General features: G+C 26.6%; 17 protein-coding genes. 13 read left to right on the forward strand and 4 right to left on the reverse strand.

Going from position 1 to position 20,661, the window contains the following annotated elements:
• Positions 1–45 precede the first annotated feature (45 nt).
• From AVENP_RS15865 to AVENP_RS03210, 3 genes are all read left to right on the forward strand, one after another.
• Positions 46–3,606 (forward strand): esterase-like activity of phytase family protein, encoded by a 3,561-nt coding sequence (locus AVENP_RS15865; RefSeq protein WP_204514115.1) that lies wholly within the window; start codon positions 46–48, stop codon positions 3,604–3,606.
• A gap of 72 nt (positions 3,607–3,678) precedes the next feature.
• Positions 3,679–4,383 (forward strand): DUF445 domain-containing protein, encoded by a 705-nt coding sequence (locus AVENP_RS03205; protein ID WP_128357639.1) that lies wholly within the window; start codon positions 3,679–3,681, stop codon positions 4,381–4,383.
• A 21-nt stretch (positions 4,384–4,404) separates the two neighbouring features.
• Complete coding sequence (locus AVENP_RS03210; protein WP_128357638.1) at positions 4,405–4,650, forward strand: hypothetical protein; 246 nt, start codon at positions 4,405–4,407, stop codon at positions 4,648–4,650.
• 41 nt (positions 4,651–4,691) lie between these two features.
• Here AVENP_RS03210 and AVENP_RS03215 read toward each other — a convergent pair whose 3' ends face one another.
• On the reverse strand, positions 4,692–4,946 hold the full coding sequence (locus AVENP_RS03215; RefSeq protein ID WP_128357637.1) for a hypothetical protein: 255 nt from the start codon (positions 4,944–4,946) through the stop codon (positions 4,692–4,694).
• A gap of 154 nt (positions 4,947–5,100) precedes the next feature.
• Here AVENP_RS03215 and AVENP_RS03220 point away from each other — a divergent pair, with 154 nt between their 5' ends.
• Positions 5,101–5,409 carry a hypothetical protein gene (locus AVENP_RS03220; protein WP_128357636.1) on the forward strand — a complete coding sequence of 103 codons (309 nt, stop codon included), beginning with the start codon at positions 5,101–5,103 and terminating at the stop codon, positions 5,407–5,409.
• Positions 5,409–8,396, forward strand: a complete 2,988-nt coding sequence (gene mfd / locus AVENP_RS03225) for a transcription-repair coupling factor (RefSeq protein ID WP_128357635.1) — start codon at positions 5,409–5,411, stop codon at positions 8,394–8,396. The genes AVENP_RS03220 and mfd overlap by 1 nt, the downstream gene beginning before the upstream one ends.
• A gap of 17 nt (positions 8,397–8,413) precedes the next feature.
• Here the strand turns inward: mfd and cowN are convergent, their stop codons facing one another.
• On the reverse strand, positions 8,414–8,728 hold the full coding sequence (cowN, locus tag AVENP_RS03230) for a N(2)-fixation sustaining protein CowN (RefSeq protein ID WP_128357634.1): 315 nt from the start codon (positions 8,726–8,728) through the stop codon (positions 8,414–8,416).
• A gap of 105 nt (positions 8,729–8,833) precedes the next feature.
• Between cowN and AVENP_RS03235 the strand changes: the two genes are divergently transcribed.
• The gene (locus AVENP_RS03235; RefSeq protein ID WP_128357633.1) at positions 8,834–9,826 is read left to right on the forward strand and encodes a helix-turn-helix domain-containing protein; all 993 of its coding nucleotides are present in this window, start codon (positions 8,834–8,836) and stop codon (positions 9,824–9,826) included.
• Positions 9,827–9,985: 159 nt separating this feature from the next.
• On the opposite strand, the gene AVENP_RS03240 is transcribed toward AVENP_RS03235, so the two are convergent.
• A complete protein-coding gene (locus tag AVENP_RS03240) occupies positions 9,986–10,987 on the reverse strand; it encodes an endonuclease/exonuclease/phosphatase family protein (protein ID WP_128357632.1) in 1,002 nt (333 codons plus the stop codon).
• Positions 10,988–10,992: 5 nt separating this feature from the next.
• On the reverse strand, positions 10,993–13,101 hold the full coding sequence (locus tag AVENP_RS03245; protein ID WP_128357631.1) for a cache domain-containing protein: 2,109 nt from the start codon (positions 13,099–13,101) through the stop codon (positions 10,993–10,995).
• Between the two features lie 142 nt (positions 13,102–13,243).
• Here AVENP_RS03245 and AVENP_RS03250 point away from each other — a divergent pair, with 142 nt between their 5' ends.
• From AVENP_RS03250 to AVENP_RS03280, 7 genes are all read left to right on the forward strand, one after another.
• Entirely contained in the window at positions 13,244–13,720 is a 477-nt protein-coding gene (locus AVENP_RS03250) for a Spy/CpxP family protein refolding chaperone (RefSeq protein ID WP_128357630.1), read from the forward strand.
• A gap of 3 nt (positions 13,721–13,723) precedes the next feature.
• Positions 13,724–14,404: a response regulator transcription factor gene (locus AVENP_RS03255; RefSeq protein ID WP_128357629.1), complete on the forward strand. Its 681-nt coding sequence runs from the start codon at positions 13,724–13,726 to the stop codon at positions 14,402–14,404.
• Positions 14,401–15,651, forward strand: coding sequence for an ArsS family sensor histidine kinase (locus AVENP_RS03260; RefSeq protein WP_128357628.1), 1,251 nt, complete (start codon positions 14,401–14,403; stop codon positions 15,649–15,651). Before AVENP_RS03255 ends, AVENP_RS03260 begins: the two co-directional genes overlap by 4 nt.
• Positions 15,652–15,656: 5 nt before the next feature.
• Positions 15,657–16,784, forward strand: coding sequence for a BaiN/RdsA family NAD(P)/FAD-dependent oxidoreductase (locus AVENP_RS03265; RefSeq protein WP_228721233.1), 1,128 nt, complete (start codon positions 15,657–15,659; stop codon positions 16,782–16,784).
• A gap of 76 nt (positions 16,785–16,860) precedes the next feature.
• On the forward strand, positions 16,861–18,264 hold the full coding sequence (locus AVENP_RS15970) for a methyl-accepting chemotaxis protein (protein ID WP_128357626.1): 1,404 nt from the start codon (positions 16,861–16,863) through the stop codon (positions 18,262–18,264).
• 1 nt (position 18,265) lies between these two features.
• Complete coding sequence (locus AVENP_RS03275) at positions 18,266–18,643, forward strand: response regulator (protein WP_128357625.1); 378 nt, start codon at positions 18,266–18,268, stop codon at positions 18,641–18,643.
• Between the two features lie 4 nt (positions 18,644–18,647).
• Entirely contained in the window at positions 18,648–20,660 is a 2,013-nt protein-coding gene (locus AVENP_RS03280; protein ID WP_128357624.1) for a PAS domain S-box protein, read from the forward strand.
• Position 20,661: the final 1 nt, after the last annotated feature.

The raw sequence follows: 20,661 nt of genomic DNA on the forward strand, positions 1-20,661 counted from the left end.
TTGTTTTTATAATTTAGCCGTCAAAACTCTTAAAGGAAATAAAAAATGAAAAAGTCGTATTTAAGTCTAAGTGCATGTGCTTTATTAGCTACATTCGCATTTGTAGGATGTGGAGGATCTGGAAGTTCTTCATCATCAGGTGGCAGTACTGCTAGTACAGGAACATTACAATTAAATCCATATTTAGCAAATATTGATTATAAATGTGGTACAAAAACAGGAACTACTAATGCTAATGGAGAATATTCATATGTAGCAGGAGATACTTGTACTTTTGTAATTGGTGGAAAATCACTAAATGCAACGGGAAGTTCAAATCTTACTATTGAAGAACTTGCAAGTCAAAATGAGGGTGTTTCAAGCGAAGTATTATCTGCGTATATTATTGCAAAAATGTCTAAAAAAACTGGTCTAACTTATGATATAAATAATTTACCAACAACTTTTGAATTACCAGATGACATTGAGGGAGAAACATCAAATGCTTTATCATTTGATACTTTTGAAAATTTAAAAGCTAAATTAACTGATGAAACATTAAAAACAGATATTGATAGTGTTAAGTTTGACGTTGCAAATAGATTTGCAAAAAGAGTATCTTTATCAATTGAAGCAGTTGCAACACCAATAACTGATGGTGAGAAATTAACTCAACAAGTTGCAACAAAAGCTTATGTAAATGGTGAAAAACAAGATATTTCATATACACAAGTTATGAAAACAACAATGGCAGATAATGGTGAAGTTTTAGGTCAATCTAAAGATTATCAAGATAATCCAATTACATTTTCAGATGGAAGTCCTTATATTTGTAATGGTACAAATGCAGGTGAAGGTTCAGGAATGGACTTTACATCACTACATAATGTTGATGGTAAATTATTTGCAATTTCTCAATTTGAGTGTGCTTTAGGTTCAATGTATATGGTTGAAATAGATCAAAATAAAGATACTGGAAAACTTACACCTAAAACTAATACTTTACAATATATCTCTCAAAAAGCAGGATTTGGTGGATTTGTACACTGTGCTGGTCAAAGAACTCCTTGGAATTCTCATCTTTCTTCAGAAGAGTATGAGCCAGATTCAAAATCACCAGATGGAAACTCATATTATACTGAGTTAGCAAAATATTGGGGTGGAGATGCAAATAAAGTAAGTGCATATTATTATGGATGGACGCCAGAAATTAAAATAGAAAATAGCACTCCTGTGTATTCAAAACATTACGCTATGGGAAGATTTTCACATGAATTAGCATATGTAATGCCAGATAATAAAACTGTGTATCTTTCAGATGACGGTACGAATGTTGGTTTCTTTATGTTTATTGCAGATACTGAAAAAGATTTGAGTTCAGGAACATTATACGCAGCTAAATGGAATCAAACATCACAAGCTGGAGTAGGTTCTGGAGAAGCAGATTTAACTTGGATTAATTTAGGTCATGCAACTAATTCTGAAATCAAAACTATTCTAGACCCTGATGGAGATGTAACTACAAACGATGCTCCAACTTTTGCAGATATTTTTGATTCAGTTTCTCCATCAAATGGAGTTTGTGATAGTGGATTTACTTCTGTAAATACAAGTGTTGGGCAAGAGTGTTTAAAAGTTAAAGCTGGTATGGATAAAACAGCTTCAAGATTAGAAACTAGAAGATATGCAGCAATCAAAGGTGCAACTACTGAATTAAATAAAGAAGAAGGAATTACTTTTGATAAAAATTCTGGAAAATTATATGTTGCAATAAGTGATGCTAGAAAAGGTATGGAAAATAGTACTACTAGCTCATATGATATAGGTGGAAATAATGATATTAAAATTGCACCTAATAAATGTGGTGCAGTTTATGCCCTTGATGTTTCAACTACTACAGTAAAAGATACATTAAATGTAGCAATAGAATCATCTTACGTAGTTAAAAATATGAAAGGTATTGTTGCTGGTATACCAACAACTTATGATAGTAGTTCACCATATGCAGGAAATTCTTGTGATGTAAATGGAATTTCAAGTCCTGATAATCTTTCATTCTTAGAAAATTCTAGTACTTTAGTTATTGGTGAAGATACTTCTTATCACCTAAACAATGTAGTATGGGCATATAATACTAAAACAACAGAATTAACAAGAACATTTACTACACCACTTGGTGCTGAAACAACTTCTGCATTTTGGTTCCCAAATCTAAAAAATGGATTTAGTTATTTAGGAGTTGTAACTCAACATCCAAATTTAAATACAACAGATGGTGGAGAATCAGCTTATGGATATGTTGGGCCATTTAAAAATTTAACAGATTTAAAAGAGAGTACACCACAAGTATCTAAAAGTGGAGAATCTTTACCTTATACTGTTTTAAAAGATGATTTATTAGATGGTGCAGGACAAGCTTTTGAAATTAGAAATGGTGGATATGGTTCAGCTATGGCAGCAGATCCTGCTAATACAAATAGTTTCTATGCAATAACAGATAGAGGTCCAAATGCAGATTATACAGGAACACAAGGAAAAGGTAAAAAATTCCCAGTACCTGATTATACTCCAAGAATTGGACACTTTAAAGTTACATCAACAGGTGAAGTAGTAAAAATTGAAGAAATTTTACTAAAAGATAGAGATGGAAATAATATTACAGGTTTACCAAATACAAGTGCTTTAGGTGGAACAGGTGAAATTCCTTATGATGTAAATGGAAATGTAATTGTTGATTCTAAAGGAAATATGAGATTAGATGATTATGGTTTAGATAGTGAAGGTTTAGCTACTCTTAAAGATGGAACATTCTGGATTAGTGATGAATATGGACCACATATTGTTCATTATGATGCAACAGGTAAAGAGATAGAAAGAATTAATCCATTTGCAAGTGATTCAAGAAATAAATATACTTTACCAGCTGAGTTTGCTAATAGAAGAGCAAATAGAGGGATGGAAGGTTTAGCTATTACGCCTGATCAAAAAACTTTAGTTGGAATTATGCAATCAACAATGTATAATCCATCAAGTTCAGTAAAAGATCTTGATGTTACAAGAATAGTATCAATCAATTTAGAAAATGGAACAGTTAAACAATACTTATATAAACAAGAGAAAAAACAAAATGCTAACTCAGAATTAGTTGCAATTGACAATGATACTTTCTTAGTTTTAGAAAGAGATGAAAATTTCTTAAAAGATTCAGGAGTTGAAAATACTCAAAAAAATGTATATAAAATTAAATTAAGTTCAGGTACTGAACTTGAAAATATTACATTATCTACTGGTATGGTTCAAAATAGTTCTTTAGGATTAACAATTGATGGTAGTACTTTAGAAGAGTATGCCTTAGCAAATGGTTGGTCAGGATTAGAATCAAAAGGAATCAAACCAGTTGAAAAAACTTTAGTGTTAGATATGGTTGCAAAAACAAACTATCCACATGATAAAATGGAAGGTTTATGGCTTATTAACAACTCAACACTTGGTGTTTTAAATGATGATGATTTTGCAGTAACAGCGACAGATGGTATATTAGAACAAAAATATCTTGATACTAATAAATCAGTAATTGATAGTAATGTTTTATATATTATTGATGGTTTAGATTTAAGTGCAAATTAATTATATTTAGTTTATGAAGTGTTTCATAAACTTATGATAAAATCTCCCTTATTTAAATAAGGGAGATTTCATATGAATAAATCAGACATCACAAATATAATCACCGTTTTAATCATGGCTTTTGGTTACTCAAATGGGAATGAAATAATTTATATGGTTGGATTATTTGCCTTAAGTGGAGCAGTTACAAATACACTTGCAATCCATATGTTGTTTGAAAAAGTTCCATTTTTATATGGAAGTGGAGTGATTGAAAGTAAATTCTCACAATTTAAAATCTCAATTCATAATCTACTTATGAACCAATTTTTTACTCGTGAACATCTAAAAAGATTCTTCGAAGAAGAAGTATCAAGTGCTAAAAAAACAATAGATTTTGAAAAAATCCTAAACAAAACAGATTTCTCACCAGCTTATGAATCACTAAAAGAATCAGTAATGCAATCATCTTTTGGTGGAATGTTAGGAATGTTTGGTGGCGAGGCAGCTTTGGAGCCTTTAAGAGAACCCTTCACAAAAAAACTACAAGCTTCAATAATCTCAATCTCAGCTAGTGATGCTTTCCAAGAAGTAGTAAATGAAGCCTTAAAATCAGAAGATTTAAGTGAAGATATTTACAATAAATTAAGTAAAATTGTAAATACAAGACTTGAAGAACTAACACCCTCAATGGTAAAAGAGATAGTTCAAGAAATGATAAAAGAACACTTAGGATGGTTAGTTATTTGGGGAGCTGTTTTTGGTGGAGTAATAGGTTTACTATCTACTTTAATATGATAGTTTTTATTAGGGTATTTTATGTATAAAGTTATTATAGAAGAAGATTGTAGTTGTTTTAGGAATAGTGATTTAAAATCACATAATGTATTTGATAATGAAGACAATGCATATGATTTTGCAATTAATATGAAAAATAGAATGAATGGCGAATTTTGTTCAAAACATTCATTCCAAGTTTTGAAGATTTTCGACAATTTTAGAATTGCTTTAGCAAAACCTTTAGAAAAATCATTTAAATGTTGTGGTAGTGGTTGTTGTAAATAGTTAGTGAATTATAAAATGATAGTTAGAATTTAATTTATAATTCACGAATAATGTGAATAATGGGAATTTTCATCCTTTTTAAACTCTAATACACTTTTTAATGAGTTTATTTCATCTTTAAAAGTGTTTATTTCTTCTTTTAAATTACTATTTTCTTTTTCTAGTTTTTCTATTATTGCTTTTAATTTCCCTATTTCTTGATAAATTATTTCATTTCTGCTTCTTAAAATCAAAGCTTCATTTTTATATTTTTCTGCTTCTTCCATAGAAAGTTTGCTTAATAATTCATAATTCATTTTAAATCCTTTGAAATTAATATACATATCATATTATAAAAGTGTAGTATTAGAATATCTTTTTACTTTAAAATCTTTATTTTTTGAAATTTTATTACAATCAATAACAAAACTTTAATATGTTAGAATAAACCAAAAATTTTTTGGGGAAAAGATGGCAGAGGGAATTGAAGTAATAGTTTTATTAGATGTTGGTGGTTTAGAAGATAAGGTAAAGTTTGAAAAACATGTGAAAAAAGAGGGATTTAAGCCTGTTGATGGAGAAGATTTTGTATATACTGCAACTTCATCAACTACGACTTTTTCAACAAAAGCTTATATTTTAGAGGTTTTCAAAAAAGGGCTTCAAAAGAATGTTTTTAATGATGCAAATTTGATTTTTTTATTAAATGAAACACCATATCCAACATATTATTATGATAAAGAAACAAATGATTTTGAGTTAATCCAAGAAGAAAAATAGTGAAAAATATTTACGAATTTTTAAAAAATTTAAAAGACGAGAAAAGAACAAAAGAGTGTCAACTCTTAATCGTAAATGACGATAGACAAGCTCAAATAGCTTCAGATATTGTGGCATATTTGGGTTTGAAGCCTTTTGTTTTATCTGATTTTAGAGCAAATTTTGGAGATGATTTATTGTCATTTTCCAATGAATTACAAGATATTACTGGAACTTTGAGTTCATATTACTCTTACAAAAAACAAGACAAAATCCTAATCTCACCAATACGAACTGTTTCTTTTCCACTTCCAAAAGAGAAATGTTTTGATAGTTTTACAATAAATTTTGCAGATACAATCAAAATTGATGAACTAAAATCAAAACTTTACAATTGGGGATATTATTTTGTAGATATTGTTACAAGTGAGGGTGAAGTCTCTATTCGTGGGGATATTATTGATATTTGTCCACTTGGAAGTGAGTTTGGATATAGGGTTTCACTTTTTGATGATGAAGTTGAGAGTATTAGAAAATTTGACATTGAAGATCAAAAATCAACAAAAGATGAAATAGAAACTTTCACTATAAATCCAGCTTTTTTAGCCCTTGATGAAAATTCATTAAGTGCTATAAATGAGCAAATAGAAAATATTTCAAGTGATGCTTTTATCAAAGATATTCACTCTTTGGGATTTTGGTATTTAGATGAACTGGGCGAATATTTACCCCAAAATCTTAGCTCATTTATCACTCAAGATGCTTTAGATGAACTAGAAGAAGTTTATGTTTTTGAAGAGAAAAGAATAAACAAAGATAAATTTTTATTAACACCTCAAATCTACAACAGCCGAAACTATCAAGAAATTGCCCCTGCAAATGTAAAAGAGTTTATCTCTTTTCACAAAGAGAAAAAAATCACAATCATTTCAGGAACTGAAGCTAAAGTAAAAGGTTATGAGTTAGATTTAAATGATAAAAATATCAAATATGTTTTTGAAAACTACATCATAAATCTTGTTGGAGCCAATGAAGTAATTATCTCTCTAAACAAAGAAGTAAAAAAACGAAGAAAGAAAAAAGTAAAACTTGTTCTTGATGAACTTCAATTAAACGACTATGTAGTTCACGAAAAACACGGAATTGGACAATACAAAGGAATCGAACCCGTAACTGTTATGGGTGCAAAACGAGACTTTGTAATTGTTATGTACGCAGGCGATGACAAGCTTTTAATTCCCGTTGAAAATATTGATTTAATTGATAGATATGTGGCTGATGGAAGCTCTTATGCTGTTGTTGATAAGCTTGGTAAAGGCTCATTTGCTAAACTAAAAGAGAAAGTAAAAGATAGATTATTTGCCATTGCAAATGATATTATCAAAATTGCAGCTGCCAGAGAACTTGTAAATGGAATTCAAATCAACACAGACAAAAAAATTCTTGAAGATTTCCAAAAAAGTGCAGGTTTTGATTATACAAAAGACCAAAAAAGAAGTATTAGAGAGATTTTTACAGATTTAAGTAGCGGTCGAGTTATGGATAGACTTCTTTCAGGAGATGTTGGATTTGGTAAAACAGAAGTTGCAATGAATGCAATGTTAGCTGTAATTTTGGATGGTTATCAAGCGATTTTCGTTTGCCCTACAACACTTCTTGCGACACAACACTATCATAGTATGCAAAAAAGATTTTCAGAATTTGGAATAAATATCGCCAAACTTGATGGTAAAACACCAGCGAAAGAGAAAACTGCTATTAAAAAAGCTTTAGAAAATGGTGATATAAAACTTGTAATTGGAACGCACTCACTTTTAGAAATTAAAACAAATAATTTAGCTTTAGTAATCATAGATGAAGAGCATAAATTTGGGGTAAAACAAAAAGAGAAACTAAAACACCTAAGAGAAGATGTTCATATCTTCTCTATGAGTGCAACACCAATTCCACGAACTCTAAACCTTGCCTTATCAAAACTAAAAGGTATGAGTTCACTTTTGACTCCACCAACGGAAAGATTGGGAGTGCGAACTTATGTAAAAGAGTTTAGTGATAAATTAATCAAAGAGATTATTTTAAGGGAAAAAAGAAGAGGTGGACAACTTTTTTATGTGCATAATAACATAGCTTCAATTGAAGCAAAAAAAAGAGATATTGAACAAATAGTTCCAGGAATCAAAATTCAAGTTATCCACTCTCAAATCAAACCAGACCTTGCGGAAAAAATCATAGATGCCTTTGAAAACAAAGAGTTTGATATTTTACTCGCAACTTCAATCGTTGAATCAGGACTTCACTTACCAAATGCAAACTCAATTATCATCGATGGAGCTGATAGATTTGGAATCGCTGATTTACACCAGTTAAGAGGAAGAGTTGGAAGAAGTAACAAAGAGGGATTCTGTTATTACGTTGTTGAAGATAAAAAACAAATCACAGATGATGCAGTAAAAAGACTTGTGGCTTTAGAGTCAAATTCATACTTAGGAAGTGGAACGGCGCTTGCTCACCAAGATTTAGAAATCAGAGGTGGTGGAAATATTATAGGCGAAGCCCAAAGTGGACACATCAAACAAATCGGATACGGTTTATATCTAAAAATGTTAGAAGATGCCTTAGCGAGTTTAAGTGGTGAAAACAAACCAGAGAAAAAAACAGTTGATATAAAACTAGCAATTTCAGCATACATCTCAGATGATTACATCCATGAAGACCGAGTTAGACTTGAACTTTATAGAAGACTTAGTCGCGCAAGTGATATTCAAGATGTGTATAAAATCGAAGAAGAGATGGAAGATAGATTTAGTAAACCAGATATTTATACAAAACAGTTTATAGAACTAATCATCATAAAAATTCTAGCGTTAAATCTAGGAATCCAAAGTATCAGCTCTTATGAAATGGCTATTACATTTACAAAAGCAGATGACACAAAAGAGACAATCAAATCACCAAGCAAAGATGATGACGATATTATTGCTACAACTTTGAGGTATTTGAGAAAGTAATCAAATACCAAAGAGTTTTAGCAACACTCCAACTCACAAACACTCAAAGCTTTCATCCCTTGTTCATCTTCTGCTTTTTCAAACAGTTCATCCAAATAAAAAGAGTTAGAACATACAAGATATAATAAAGCCTCTTTTTCATCATCTTTTGGGTCTCTTGTATAGTAAGCTTTTGGAATCATTGGAACTACTTTTTTCCAGTAGATATTCATGTTTTTTGGATTTTCAAGAACTCTTAGCATATTGTCAATCACTAAACAAGCATTTTCAAAACAATCTATATTTTTGAAGCTTACATATCTTTCATCAATTCGGATTTCTTTTTCAGACATTAAAGTCTCCTTCATTATTTTATATACAATTGTACTTGTTAATCTGCCTAAGTGCTATGTTATAATCTGAAGATTTAGTAACATTTTACGAAAGAAAAGGGAAATATGGCGGAAGTTTCAAGTGTTACCTTTCATTATGTGTTAAAAGCTTTAGAGAAAACAACAAATATCTCTATCGAAAAAATGCTAAATGAAGTTGAGTTATCTTCTGATGTTTTATCAAAACATGATGGCAAAATAGATAGTAAAAAACTATCTTTTATTTTTAGATATTGTATGAAAGAATCAAATAATCCAGCTTTAGCTTTGCATATAGGACAAGCTGTTTCTTACCAATCTTTGGGACTTTTAGGATATTTACTTTTAAATACAAATAGTTTAAAACAGATGATTGAAAAGTTTAATTATTATCAAAAAGTAATAAGTGGATATTTTAAATTTCAGTTTTTTGATGATGGGATTTATTATAAATTAGCAATCTATATAAATGAAAACCCAATGATTCCAGTTCCAAGTTTTCATGCTCAAGTTCATTTATCTTCGATTGTTTCAATATTAACTCAGATTTTAGGGCAAAAAGTAACTCCTGAATTTACATATTTTTCCCAAGAAGTTGATGAAAATCTAGTGGAATATCAGAAAATATTTGGAGATAATATCTTTTTTTCAAAAGGCGAAAATGCTATATTTTTTAAAATTGATAGATTAAATATTCCAGTGAAAAATCCAAACTTTTCAATGTTGGATTTTTTTGAAAATGAAGCAAAAAAAATTTTAGATGAATTAGAAATGCAATCTTGGTATGCAAAAGTTGAAAAAGAGATTTTAAAAAACATAGGAGAAAAAGAAGTAACAATAGATTTAATCTCTTCAAATCTTGGAACAACTCCTCGGACTCTACAAAATTATTTAAAAGCTGAATCAAAAACTTTTAGGGATGCTTTAGGGAAAATTAGACAAAAATTAGCTCAACATTATATAGAAAATACAAAAATGGATTTAGGAACAATCTCTTTTCTATTGGGTTATAGCGAAGCTAGTTCATTTTTTAGAGCATATAAAAAGTGGAATAAAAAAACACCAAAACAAAGTAAATAAAAAAGAGAAGAACTTAATCTATTCTCTTTTTTATTAAAGGAAGGAGCCTGATGGCGTCTAAAATAATAGTTAATATTTATGGGATATTTATAATAAATTCCTGTAAAATTTATTACGAATTTTTATTATAGAAAAAACAAGTGTGCAAAAAGAGGGTAGTTAAAATATCTCTAATTCACAAACAACCTGAGCATGGTCACTACTAAGAAGTGAGCCATTTTGATTCTTTTGTAAATGTTTATCTAAAACTTCATAAGAAGTTATCTTTCCTATATTATTTGCTCTATTTTTATCAAATAAATTTGAAACAAAAATATAATCAAGGATATTCCCTTTTCCAGCAAAATAACTCGTTGGAGTTCTTTTTATCTCTTTTTGTTCTGGATGTGGATTATAAACTTTTTTTTCAAAAAAATAATAAGCATCAAGTAATAAATAATCATCTTTTTTCAAACTATCATCATGGTATCTTTGATTTGTTAATGCTTCAATAGTTATTGAGAACTCTTTATCATTTAAGTCTGTCATCAAAACAGCAGGATTTGTTGTTCGTTTAATATCACTAAAAATCGAGCTTGCTTCACAAAGTCTTTGTTTTAATGACAAAGAATAGTTATCTTTTAAAGATTTTTTAACTTTTTCTTTTTTTTCAGTTAATGTTGATTTTTTTGTAAAAACATATTCAAATTCATTATCTCTATTTGATTTTAGATGGCAAACATATACATCTAAATCTTTTTGATTTGGCAATGCAATAGTCGCTTTTATTGGAGCTCTTGCGAATTTAAAAAAACCATCTAAATGGTGTTTTTTAAGTGCAGTAAAATCTATTTCAATTCTTTTTAGATTTTTAATTGGATATTTTGAAGCAAGACCTACAATTGTACTTGTAAAAACTTTATCATTTTTTTTATCACTTTTAGGACTATCAATTGTTTTAAAATATTTAAATCCTAGTTCAGCAAGTAAAGCTTTTAAAGCTTTTTTTGAGAAAACCTCTTGGAAACCAATAATATCGCAGTTCATTTCAGTGATTTGATTTTTTATCCAAGCTGTTTTTTCTTCCCATTGCTCAATATTGAATTTTTCTTTTTTTGTATACCACGAATATGGTGGTTCAACAAATTGAAAAAGGTTAAATGTTCCTACTCTTATTTTCATGTTTTTTAAAGTATAAAAATACTATTTCTCCCTAATTTTTTAGCTTCATATAAACAATCATCAGCCTCTTTATAAAGTAAATCACTATTTGTTATTTCATCTTTTTCTTTTGAGACAATACCAATTGAAATAGTTACAAATTTAGATACTTCATTCGCTTTATGTTCAATTTTTAGATTTTCTATTTCATCTTTTATTAAATGTGCGAATTCCATTACTTTTTCTTTATTTAAAGTAGTAATAATTCCAAACTCTTCCCCACCTAATCTAAAAGCAAAATCACTTCCTCTTAAAGTTCTTTTTTTAAATACTGAAGCTACTTTTTCTAAAACTACATCTCCTTGTTGATGTCCATATGTATCATTGTATTGTTTAAAATAATCAATATCTATAACTAAAAATGAAAAATAGTGATTTTCCCTTTTTGCTCTATTAATCTCTTCTTCAATTTTTATATTAAAAAATCTTCTATTATAAAGATTAGTTAATTCATCTGTAATGGATAATTGTTCAATATGTTTTTTATCTGTAATATTAGTTCTAATTGCTGTAAAACCAATAAATTCATTGTTTCTAAAAAGAGGTTTTATTATTGCATATATCCAATAATCTTTTCCATTTTTATTTCTATTATGAATTTCACCTTCCCAGATTTGACCACTAAGTAATCTATCCCACATATCTTCATAAAATTTATCTGGTGTATCAGGGTGCCTTACAACTTTATGAGTTTTCCCTATAAGTTCTTCTTTTGTATAGCCTGAAATTTTACAAAAAGCTTCGCTTACATCTACAATATATCCATCTTTATCTGTAGTAGAAATAATTATATTTTCATTGATTAATTGTATATGATCTTGTAATCTTTTTTCTGTTTCATTTTTATTCTCAAGAGTAATATTTAACTTATTTGCCAATGAAATAAACTCTTTATATGTTAAATTTTTAGTATCAATTGTTTTATTTTCTCTTGAAGCTTTATCAAAAGATGAAATAAGATAAAGTACATTTAAATTTATAAATTTTGATATTCTTTTTGATGTTAAATATAAAGCTATAACCATAAGAATAAACATAATAAAAATATAAATAAATTGGTCATTAATAGATTTTTTAAAAATATTTTCGATATTTTCTAACTCATTATTGATTTCATCTAAATAAATTCCACAACCAACAATCCAACCATATTTTTCATATTTTTTAACAAAAGAGATTTTATCGTACTCTTTTGTTGAATTTATTTTTTTGAACTTATAAAAAATAAATTCACCTTCAGGATTTTTAACAGCTTCAACTTGTTGAGAATATAAATTTTTATTAGGGTGAATCATAGCAGGTTCGTTTCTTTTTCCATCAAAAACCAAACTATATCCATCTGTAGAATTAACAAAAAGATAATTGTCTTCATTAAATCTAATACTTGCAATTAAATCTAAAATTTCATTTTGAGCTAAACTTTTAATGTCATCAGTATATTCACCCATCCCAATATGTAAATTATATGGTTCAAATAATTTTACAAAAGATATTTTAGTATATTGTTTATTATCAGTATTATTAGGTCTTACGAAACTATTTGTTAAAAAACCTTCTTTATTTTCAATTGCAATTTTTGCTTGTTCTTGAATAAATAAATTGTTATTTCCATCTTTTAAATTCCAAATATCATTGTATTTATCAAGTAGAATTTTTTTATTAAAAAGAATTGCTTGACCTTTATTACTGTTTATGAAAAAGTAAGTTTTATCATTCTCATAACTTAAATTATTCAAAGTTCTTGCTATTAATAGTTCTATATCTTCTTTACTTTTTGAATTCTTATTTTCATCATAAATAGTCATTGCTATGTTATGTGCTTGAGTTACTCTTTCTTTGATTTTTTCTTTTATAGAATTAGTTAATATAATCTCTTTTTGGTCTATTAGATTCTCTATACTAATAACTTCTCTTTTTATCTGCTCTTTCTTTGATTTTATAAATTCAGTTTTTATAAAAATTTTATCTTCTTTAAATTTTTTGTATTGAAAAGTGATAGATATCATAAATGACAAAAAAAGTGTAGTAAATGCTATTGCAATGATGATTCTTATTATAAAATTTGATAACTTCAATTTGAATTCTTTTCCCTATAGTATTAGGTTAGTATATCTAAAAATTGGAGTTCTTTATATTAAGGTTTCATTAATATTCAATTCATAAATTGTTAAAACCACCATGTCATAATTTCACATATCAAAAATAAAAGGATTTAAAATGACAAGAAAAAATAAACTAATATCTGGATTAATAATAAGTGTAATACTAGGAAGTAGTTTATATGCTACTGCTGACATGGATAAAAGAGGTGATGATAAACCAAAAGGTGATTTTAAATGTATGATGAAAAAAGACAATATGCATAAAATGAATGCTCAAAGAGGTGGAATGTTTCATATGTTTGATGAATTAAGTTTAACAGCAGAACAAAAAACTAAGTTAGAACAAATTATACAAGATAGTAGAAAAAATATGAAATCTGAAGATGAAGCTTTCACTAAAGATGGCTTTGATAAAGCAAAGTATATTCAAATTATGTCTGAAAAAAGAGATAATATGTTAAAATCTCAAGCAGAAGTAATTGAAAAATCTTATGCTGTTTTAACAGCTAAACAAAAAGAACAATTAAAAGTTTTAATGGATTTGAGAAAAGAAAAAATGCAACAAAGAATCCAAGATAGAATAAAAGGGTAAATTTTGATTAAAATTGCAATGATTGAAGATGATTTAGAATTAGCTGAAGTTCTAACACAATATTTAAAGCAATTTAATATGGAAGTTACCAATTATGAAGAGCCATTTTTGGCTCTTTCATCTTTAAGAATGAATAAATATGACCTTATAATTTTAGATTTAACACTTCCTGGAATGGATGGATTAGATGTTTGTAAAGAGATTGTTAAAAATTTTAATATTCCAATAATTATTTCAAGTGCAAGAAGTGATATAACTGATAAAGTTACAGCTTTACAACTTGGAGCGGATGATTATTTACCAAAACCTTATGACCCTAGAGAACTTGAAATACGAATTAAAACAATTTTACGAAGATTTAATCACTCAAATATTCAAGAAGATGAACCTATAAATAAAATTTTTTCTTTAAATACTGAAAAAAAAGAGATTACAAAAAATGGTAAATATATTAAATTAACAGCAGCAGAATTTGAAGTATTATCTCTTCTATTAAAAAGAGAAGGTTTTATTATTTCAAGGGAAGATATTTTTGATAATTCAGATATATTAAACCAAGATTATGAAAGTTCAGGTTCACTTGCAGTTATTATAAACAGAATAAGACATAAAATTGAAGAAAATCCAAAAGAACCACAATATTTACACACAATTAGAGGGATGGGATATAAATTTATACAATGAATAGACAATCAATATTTTTTACAATAGGCGTAAGTTTTATAATATCAATGCTTTTAGTAGTAATTAGTTTTTTAATCTTAATTACCCATGATTATAGAATGAAAGAAGGACAATTGCTAGATAAGTATGTTCCAGTTATGAAAATGGTTAATAGACAAGAAAAAGCAAATTTCGATCAAGATTTTTTAAAAAATTTAGAGGAAATAAAGTATAAACTATTCATAAATATGGCTGAAATAAATGCTATAACGTATAATCCAAAAACAAAAATATTATTTGAAAAGGTTAATCCAAAACATGAAGATATTTTTAGAATTTTAACTTTAAATGATAAAAATTATATTTACATGAAAAAAAGAGGAGAAACTATTTTAATAGCAGATGACAATACAACAAATAGTAATAGTCATATTTATATTATTTTAGTTTTTACAATTTTATTAATTACAATCATTTTAGTTTATTTAATTACTTTGCGAAAGTTAATGCCTTTAAAAATTTTAAAAGATAAAGTTAAAACTTTAGGTGATGAAAATTTTGATTTTGAATGTTGTAATTTAAAAGGAAAAGATGAAGTTTCACTTCTAGCGCAAGAGTTTAAAAAATCAGCAGAAAAATTAAAAAGTTTAAAAGAAGCTAGAAATATATTTATTAGAAATATTATGCATGAGCTAAAAACTCCAATTACAAAAGGAAAATTTTTAACTCAATTAGAACAAAATGAACAAAATAATGAGAAACTAAAATCAGTATTTAATAGACTGGAATCTTTAATAAATGAGTTTGCTTCAATTGAAGAGCTAATTTCTTCAAATAAAAATATAGAAAAAAAGTTTTATTATTTAGATGATATTATTGATAATGCAAAAGATATTTTGATGATTGAAGATGAACATGTTATTTCAAAATATGAGAATAAAAAATTAGAAATAAATTTTAAACTATTTTCAATCGCTGTTAAGAATTTAATTGATAATGCAGTTAAATATTCACCAAATAAAGAGGTTCTTATAAAAACAGAAGAACAAAATATAATATTCGAAAATAGTGGAGATGAACTAAAATATCCTTTAGAAAACTATTTTGAACCATTTTTCTCAAATGAAGATAAACAAAAAAACTCTTTTGGTTTAGGATTGTATATAATTAGTAATATTTTAAAAGCAAATAACTATACTTTAGAATACGAATTTGAAGATGGAATAAATAGATTTACATGCAAAAAGGATGAACCATCTACGATATAGCAATTATTGGAGCAGGAGCTAGCGCTTTGATGTTAGCTTCAAATTTAGATAAAAAAAAATATAAAAATATTTGCCTTATTGATACAAATGCAAAAATTGGCTCAAAGATAAAAGTTTCTGGTGGAGCAAAATGTAATATCACAAATGAGCTTGTAACTTCTAATAATTATTTAGGAGATAGGGAGTTTGTAAAAGAACTTTTGAAAAATTTTTCAAAAGATGATTTATTGGCTTTTTTAAATAAAAATGGTGTAACTCCTAAAATAAATCCCAAAATTGTAAAAGGAACATACTTCTGTAACACTAGCCAAGATGTTATAGATATGTTTACAAAAATAACGACTCACGTAAAAAAATATCTAAATACTACTGTTTTAGACCTAGATTTTGATAAACATTTTAAAATTAAAACAGATTCAAAATTGATAGAAGCAAAAAAGGTTGTAATTGCAAGTGGTGGACTCTCTTATAGTATGTTAGGTGCTTCTTCAATAGCCTTTGATATAGCAAAAAAGTTTGGACACTCAATTATAAAACTTGAACCTGCACTTGTAGGTTTTACAGTACAAAAAGAGCAGTTTTGGTTTAAAAATCTTGCTGGAATTTCAATGCCTGTTTTTACTTTTGTTGATGATAAAAGAATTGAGGGATCGTTATTATTTGCTCACAAAGGTTGTTCAGGGCCTGTTATATTAACAAGTTCTCTTTATTGGAAAAAAGGAAAAATGGCAATTGATTTTTTACCTAAACAAAAATTAGAGAGTTTTTTACATGGAAATAAAATTATATCTTCAGCACTACCACTTCCAAAAAGATTTATTCAAGAATTTTTATTAAGTGTTGAATTAGAAGATAAAAGTGTTTCCAAATTAACAAATGATGAAAAAACAAAATTATTATTATTAAAAAATTATGAATTTTCACCAGCTGGTAATTTTGGTTATACAAAAGCAGAAGTTACCAAAGGTGGAATAAATACAGATGAAATAAATCATAGTAGTTTTGAAAGTTTAAAATTAAAGGATTTGTACTTTATTGGGGAGTGTTTAGATATTACAGGAGAACTTGGAGGATTTAATTTTCAAATAGCTTTTAGTGAGGGTATGATTTGTGCAAGGGAACTAAATAAATAAAAAATTATTTATAAGTAATTTATTTAGTTTTTGATATTATCCAAACTAAAGTAGAACTTATTAAAAAAGGTTATAAATGTTTTTTGGAAATAAGAATTTAGAAGAAAAAGTTGTTTTTTTAGATAAACAAATTGAAGAGTTGAAACGTGAACTTCTTTTAAAAGATAAAGAAAAAGAAGAGATGAAAGCAAACTTTTCTACACAATTAGAAAATATAACTACTTTAAATGAAAAAAAGTTTGAACTTTTTAAACAAATTGCTAGTCATTCTCAAGAAGAAGGTTTAGTTGTTTTTGATGATAAAAATAAACTATTTTTTTCAAATAATCTTGCTAGTTCAAATATAAAAGATTATTCTGTTGTTTTAAATGCAGTCTTAGAAAATAATAATCGTTTAATTTTAGAAGATTGTGAAGCTAATATTGAAGTAAAAAGATATGAAAATTATAAAATTGTTTCATTAAGAAGAACTTCAATCCATGACAATAAAAATGGTGGACTATTAGATAGACACAATAAAAATATGACTAAATCTTTAGATAATACACAAAAAACATATTTAGCCTTGCTTGAAGAACTACAAGGGATGTCAAAAGAGTCAAAAGAGACTGCAGTGGGCTCAACACAAGGTTTAGATTTAATTAATGAAATAGTAAGCGATACAAATAATTTACACAATGAAATAGAAATAGAGAATGATGTTGTAAATTCATTAGTTTCAAAAAGTAAAGATATTGCACAAGTTATTAATATAATTCAAGAAATTGCATTCCAAACAAATATCCTTTCTTTAAATGCAGCGGTTGAAGCAGCAACTGCTGGAGAAGCAGGGCGAGGATTTGCAGTTGTTGCAGCAGAAGTTCGAAACTTAGCAAATAGAAGTGCTGACGCAGCAAAACAAATCAAAGATGTTGTTACTTCAATCCAAAATGAAACAGGAAAAATCAAAAATAGTTCAGACTCAGTATCAACAGTTGTGAATGAAACAAAATCAAGAATTGATATTTTAAGTAAGTTAATGAATACTTTCCAAAAAAATTCAAATAGATCAGTTTATGAAGTTGAGAGTATTTCAAATAAAATATTTATAAATCTAGCAAAACTTGACCATGTTATTTATAAAAATAATCTATATCAATTAATCTTTGGTGGAGAGCATAATTTTAATGCAGTTGATCACCATAATTGTAGACTTGGTAAATGGTATGATACGGGACTAGGAAAAGAGCAATTTAGTTTGGTTCCCTCTTATAAAGGTCTAGAAAAACATCACCATATAGTTCACCATGAAGCAAATTTATTAGCAAAAGAGTGTTCAGGACATAGTGTTTCTTGTTCTAAACAATTAATTGAAGATAAAATTGAATTAGTTGAAAATGGAAGTGAGCAAGTATTTATCTACCTTGATAGAATTTTAGAAGAAAAAAATGAAGTAATAATGAAAGAAGCTGCACATAAATTATTTGGGGAAGGAAAATAAGATGAATAATGAAAAATACTCTATTGTAATCGTAGATGATGAAACAGAAATTTTGAATGTTTTAAGTAGATTTTTAACTAGAAATGCAAACTTTTCAGTTTCTACATATTCTAATCCAATAACTGCATTAAGTAGTATTGGAAATGCAAAAGTTGATTTAGTTCTCTTAGATATTATGATGCCTCAAATGAATGGATTAGAAGTTTTAGAAAAAATCAAAGTTAATAATCCTGAGCAAAAAGTTATTATGATGACAGCTTATTCAACTTTAGATAAAGTTCTGAAGTCTCATAAAGAGGGTGCTACAAATTATGTTATGAAACCTTTTGATTCTTTACAAGCTTTAGAAAAGAAGATAATAGAAGTTTTGAAGTCATAAATTAATGAATGATAAAAACCTAAATATTAGGTACTTTATTTATTTTTTAATTTCTGTTTTTTTAGTAATTTTACTCATAGATTTTTTAAAAAAACAGCAAATAGAACACTTTTTAAATAATTACAAAGAATCTGTTGATAAAGAATATTCTAAAAATTATAGTGAATATAAAGATAACACAGAATTAATATATTTTAATGAATTTGTAAAAGAAAAAGATTTTGTTGAAATTTTTAAAAATATTAACTCTTTAAATATAGAAAATAAAAAGAAAGAGATTTATAGTTATTTAAAAAAAAGTTACTCTTTTTATAAAACATTAGATATTTCTGATATAAGTTTTTATTCTTCATCAAATGAATTCTTATTAAGTATGCAAGATAAATCTCAAAATAAATATACTTCACTTTTAATGGAAAAAATTGTGTTAAATAAAAAGGAGTTAAGCAGTTTTATAATTGTTGATGGTAATTATTATTTAATATTTGCAAAACCAATATTTGATGAAAAATTGAATTTTTTAGGTGTTATAAATATCGAATTTGATTTTAAATCATTAATCAAAAAATTAGAAAATAATAGTGATTTTTTATTTACAGAGTTATTTTCAAATGATATTAAATTTGATGAAAGCTTTTACTACAATTTATCTACTTCTCAAAAAAAATTATTGATAAATGATATAAAAGAATCAAAAAATTTTGTTTTACTTACTAAAGAACATTCCTATGCTTTTCCTGTTGTTTTCTTACAAATATTAAAATCTGAAATAGATGATAATAGTTTATATTTAGTTGCTTATAATACAAATAAAGACTCAATAGTGGGAAAAATTGATAAATATTTTGATTTTTTATTTATTTTAATTATTTTATTTATTGTCATAATATTCTATTTGTCTTATAGAATAAAATATTTTAAAATACAAACTTTGATAATAAATAAAAAGTATTTAGAATTATTCTCTCAAATGGATGATTATGTAATCATGGTCGAAACAGATTTAAATGGAATTATTACGTATGCCACTAAACCTTTTTGTAAAATTTCTGGATATTCACGAAAAGAGTTATTGGAAAAAAACATAAATCTTTTAAAACATCCAGATATGTCAAAAGGTTTTTTCAAAAAACTTTGGAATGAATTACATACAAATAAGATTTGGGAAGGGGAGATAAAAAATCAAGATAGATATGGAAATTCTTATTGGGTTAGTGGAATAATAATTCCAAAGTATAATTTTAATAACGAAATTGTAGGATATATCTCGATTAGATCAAATATCACTGATACAAAACAGTTAGAAAAAATAAATAAACTTTTAAAAGAAGATTTATCAAATAAATTAAATGAGATAAAAATGAAAGACCAAACATTAATTGACAATACTAAAGTTCAATTAATGTCAAAAATATTAGATTCGTTAGGTCATCAATGGAAACAACCAATATTAAGTATATCATCTTTGCTTTACAATTTAAAAGTAATTATAAGTAATGAAGAGAAAAATCAAAATAAACTAGAATTGATTAAACAAACACAAATAGAATTAAAAAGTTTATCTGAAGTACTTAATGAAATAAAATATCTTTTTCAAGAAAATGAAGAACAAAAATCAAAGTTCTCAGATGTTATAAGAGAAGCTATTTTATCAATTCAAGAAGAGTTAGAATTAAATAATATAAAAGTTAAATATGATTTAAATAGTCAAATAAACATAGATATTTCATTTAATGAGTTAAAAAATATTATATTAAATATGATTAAAAATAGTATTGAATTAACAAAATTAAATAATCAAAAAGAAGTTGTGATAATAATTAGTGCAATAAAAGAAGATGATTTATTAATTAAAATTGAGGATAATATAAAATTAACAGATAAAAATATAGATGAAAATTTGAATAATCATTTATATTTAGTGAAATTATTTGTAGAAAAAAACAGAGGTCTTTTTTGGTTTGATAATACAGATTATTGTACAAATTATTATATAAAATTAAAAAATGGAAATTAAG

The sequence above is a fragment of the Arcobacter venerupis genome (assembly GCF_013201665.1).
GTDB lineage: Bacteria > Campylobacterota > Campylobacteria > Campylobacterales > Arcobacteraceae > Aliarcobacter > Aliarcobacter venerupis.

Coding starts and splice junctions, on each gene's coding strand:
- cowN (WP_128357634.1), bottom strand. CDS start 8,728: ATGTCTGAAAAAGAAATCCGAATTGATGAAAGATATGTAAGCTTCAAA.
- AVENP_RS15970 (WP_128357626.1), top strand. CDS start 16,861: ATGTTTTTTGGAAATAAGAATTTAGAAGAAAAAGTTGTTTTTTTAGAT.
- AVENP_RS03235 (WP_128357633.1), top strand. CDS start 8,834: ATGGCGGAAGTTTCAAGTGTTACCTTTCATTATGTGTTAAAAGCTTTA.
- AVENP_RS15865 (WP_204514115.1), top strand. CDS start 46: ATGAAAAAGTCGTATTTAAGTCTAAGTGCATGTGCTTTATTAGCTACA.
- AVENP_RS03240 (WP_128357632.1), bottom strand. CDS start 10,987: ATGAAAATAAGAGTAGGAACATTTAACCTTTTTCAATTTGTTGAACCA.
- AVENP_RS03210 (WP_128357638.1), top strand. CDS start 4,405: ATGTATAAAGTTATTATAGAAGAAGATTGTAGTTGTTTTAGGAATAGT.
- AVENP_RS03260 (WP_128357628.1), top strand. CDS start 14,401: ATGAATAGACAATCAATATTTTTTACAATAGGCGTAAGTTTTATAATA.
- AVENP_RS03280 (WP_128357624.1), top strand. CDS start 18,648: ATGAATGATAAAAACCTAAATATTAGGTACTTTATTTATTTTTTAATT.
- AVENP_RS03275 (WP_128357625.1), top strand. CDS start 18,266: ATGAATAATGAAAAATACTCTATTGTAATCGTAGATGATGAAACAGAA.
- AVENP_RS03215 (WP_128357637.1), bottom strand. CDS start 4,946: ATGAATTATGAATTATTAAGCAAACTTTCTATGGAAGAAGCAGAAAAA.
- AVENP_RS03220 (WP_128357636.1), top strand. CDS start 5,101: ATGGCAGAGGGAATTGAAGTAATAGTTTTATTAGATGTTGGTGGTTTA.
- AVENP_RS03250 (WP_128357630.1), top strand. CDS start 13,244: ATGACAAGAAAAAATAAACTAATATCTGGATTAATAATAAGTGTAATA.
- AVENP_RS03205 (WP_128357639.1), top strand. CDS start 3,679: ATGAATAAATCAGACATCACAAATATAATCACCGTTTTAATCATGGCT.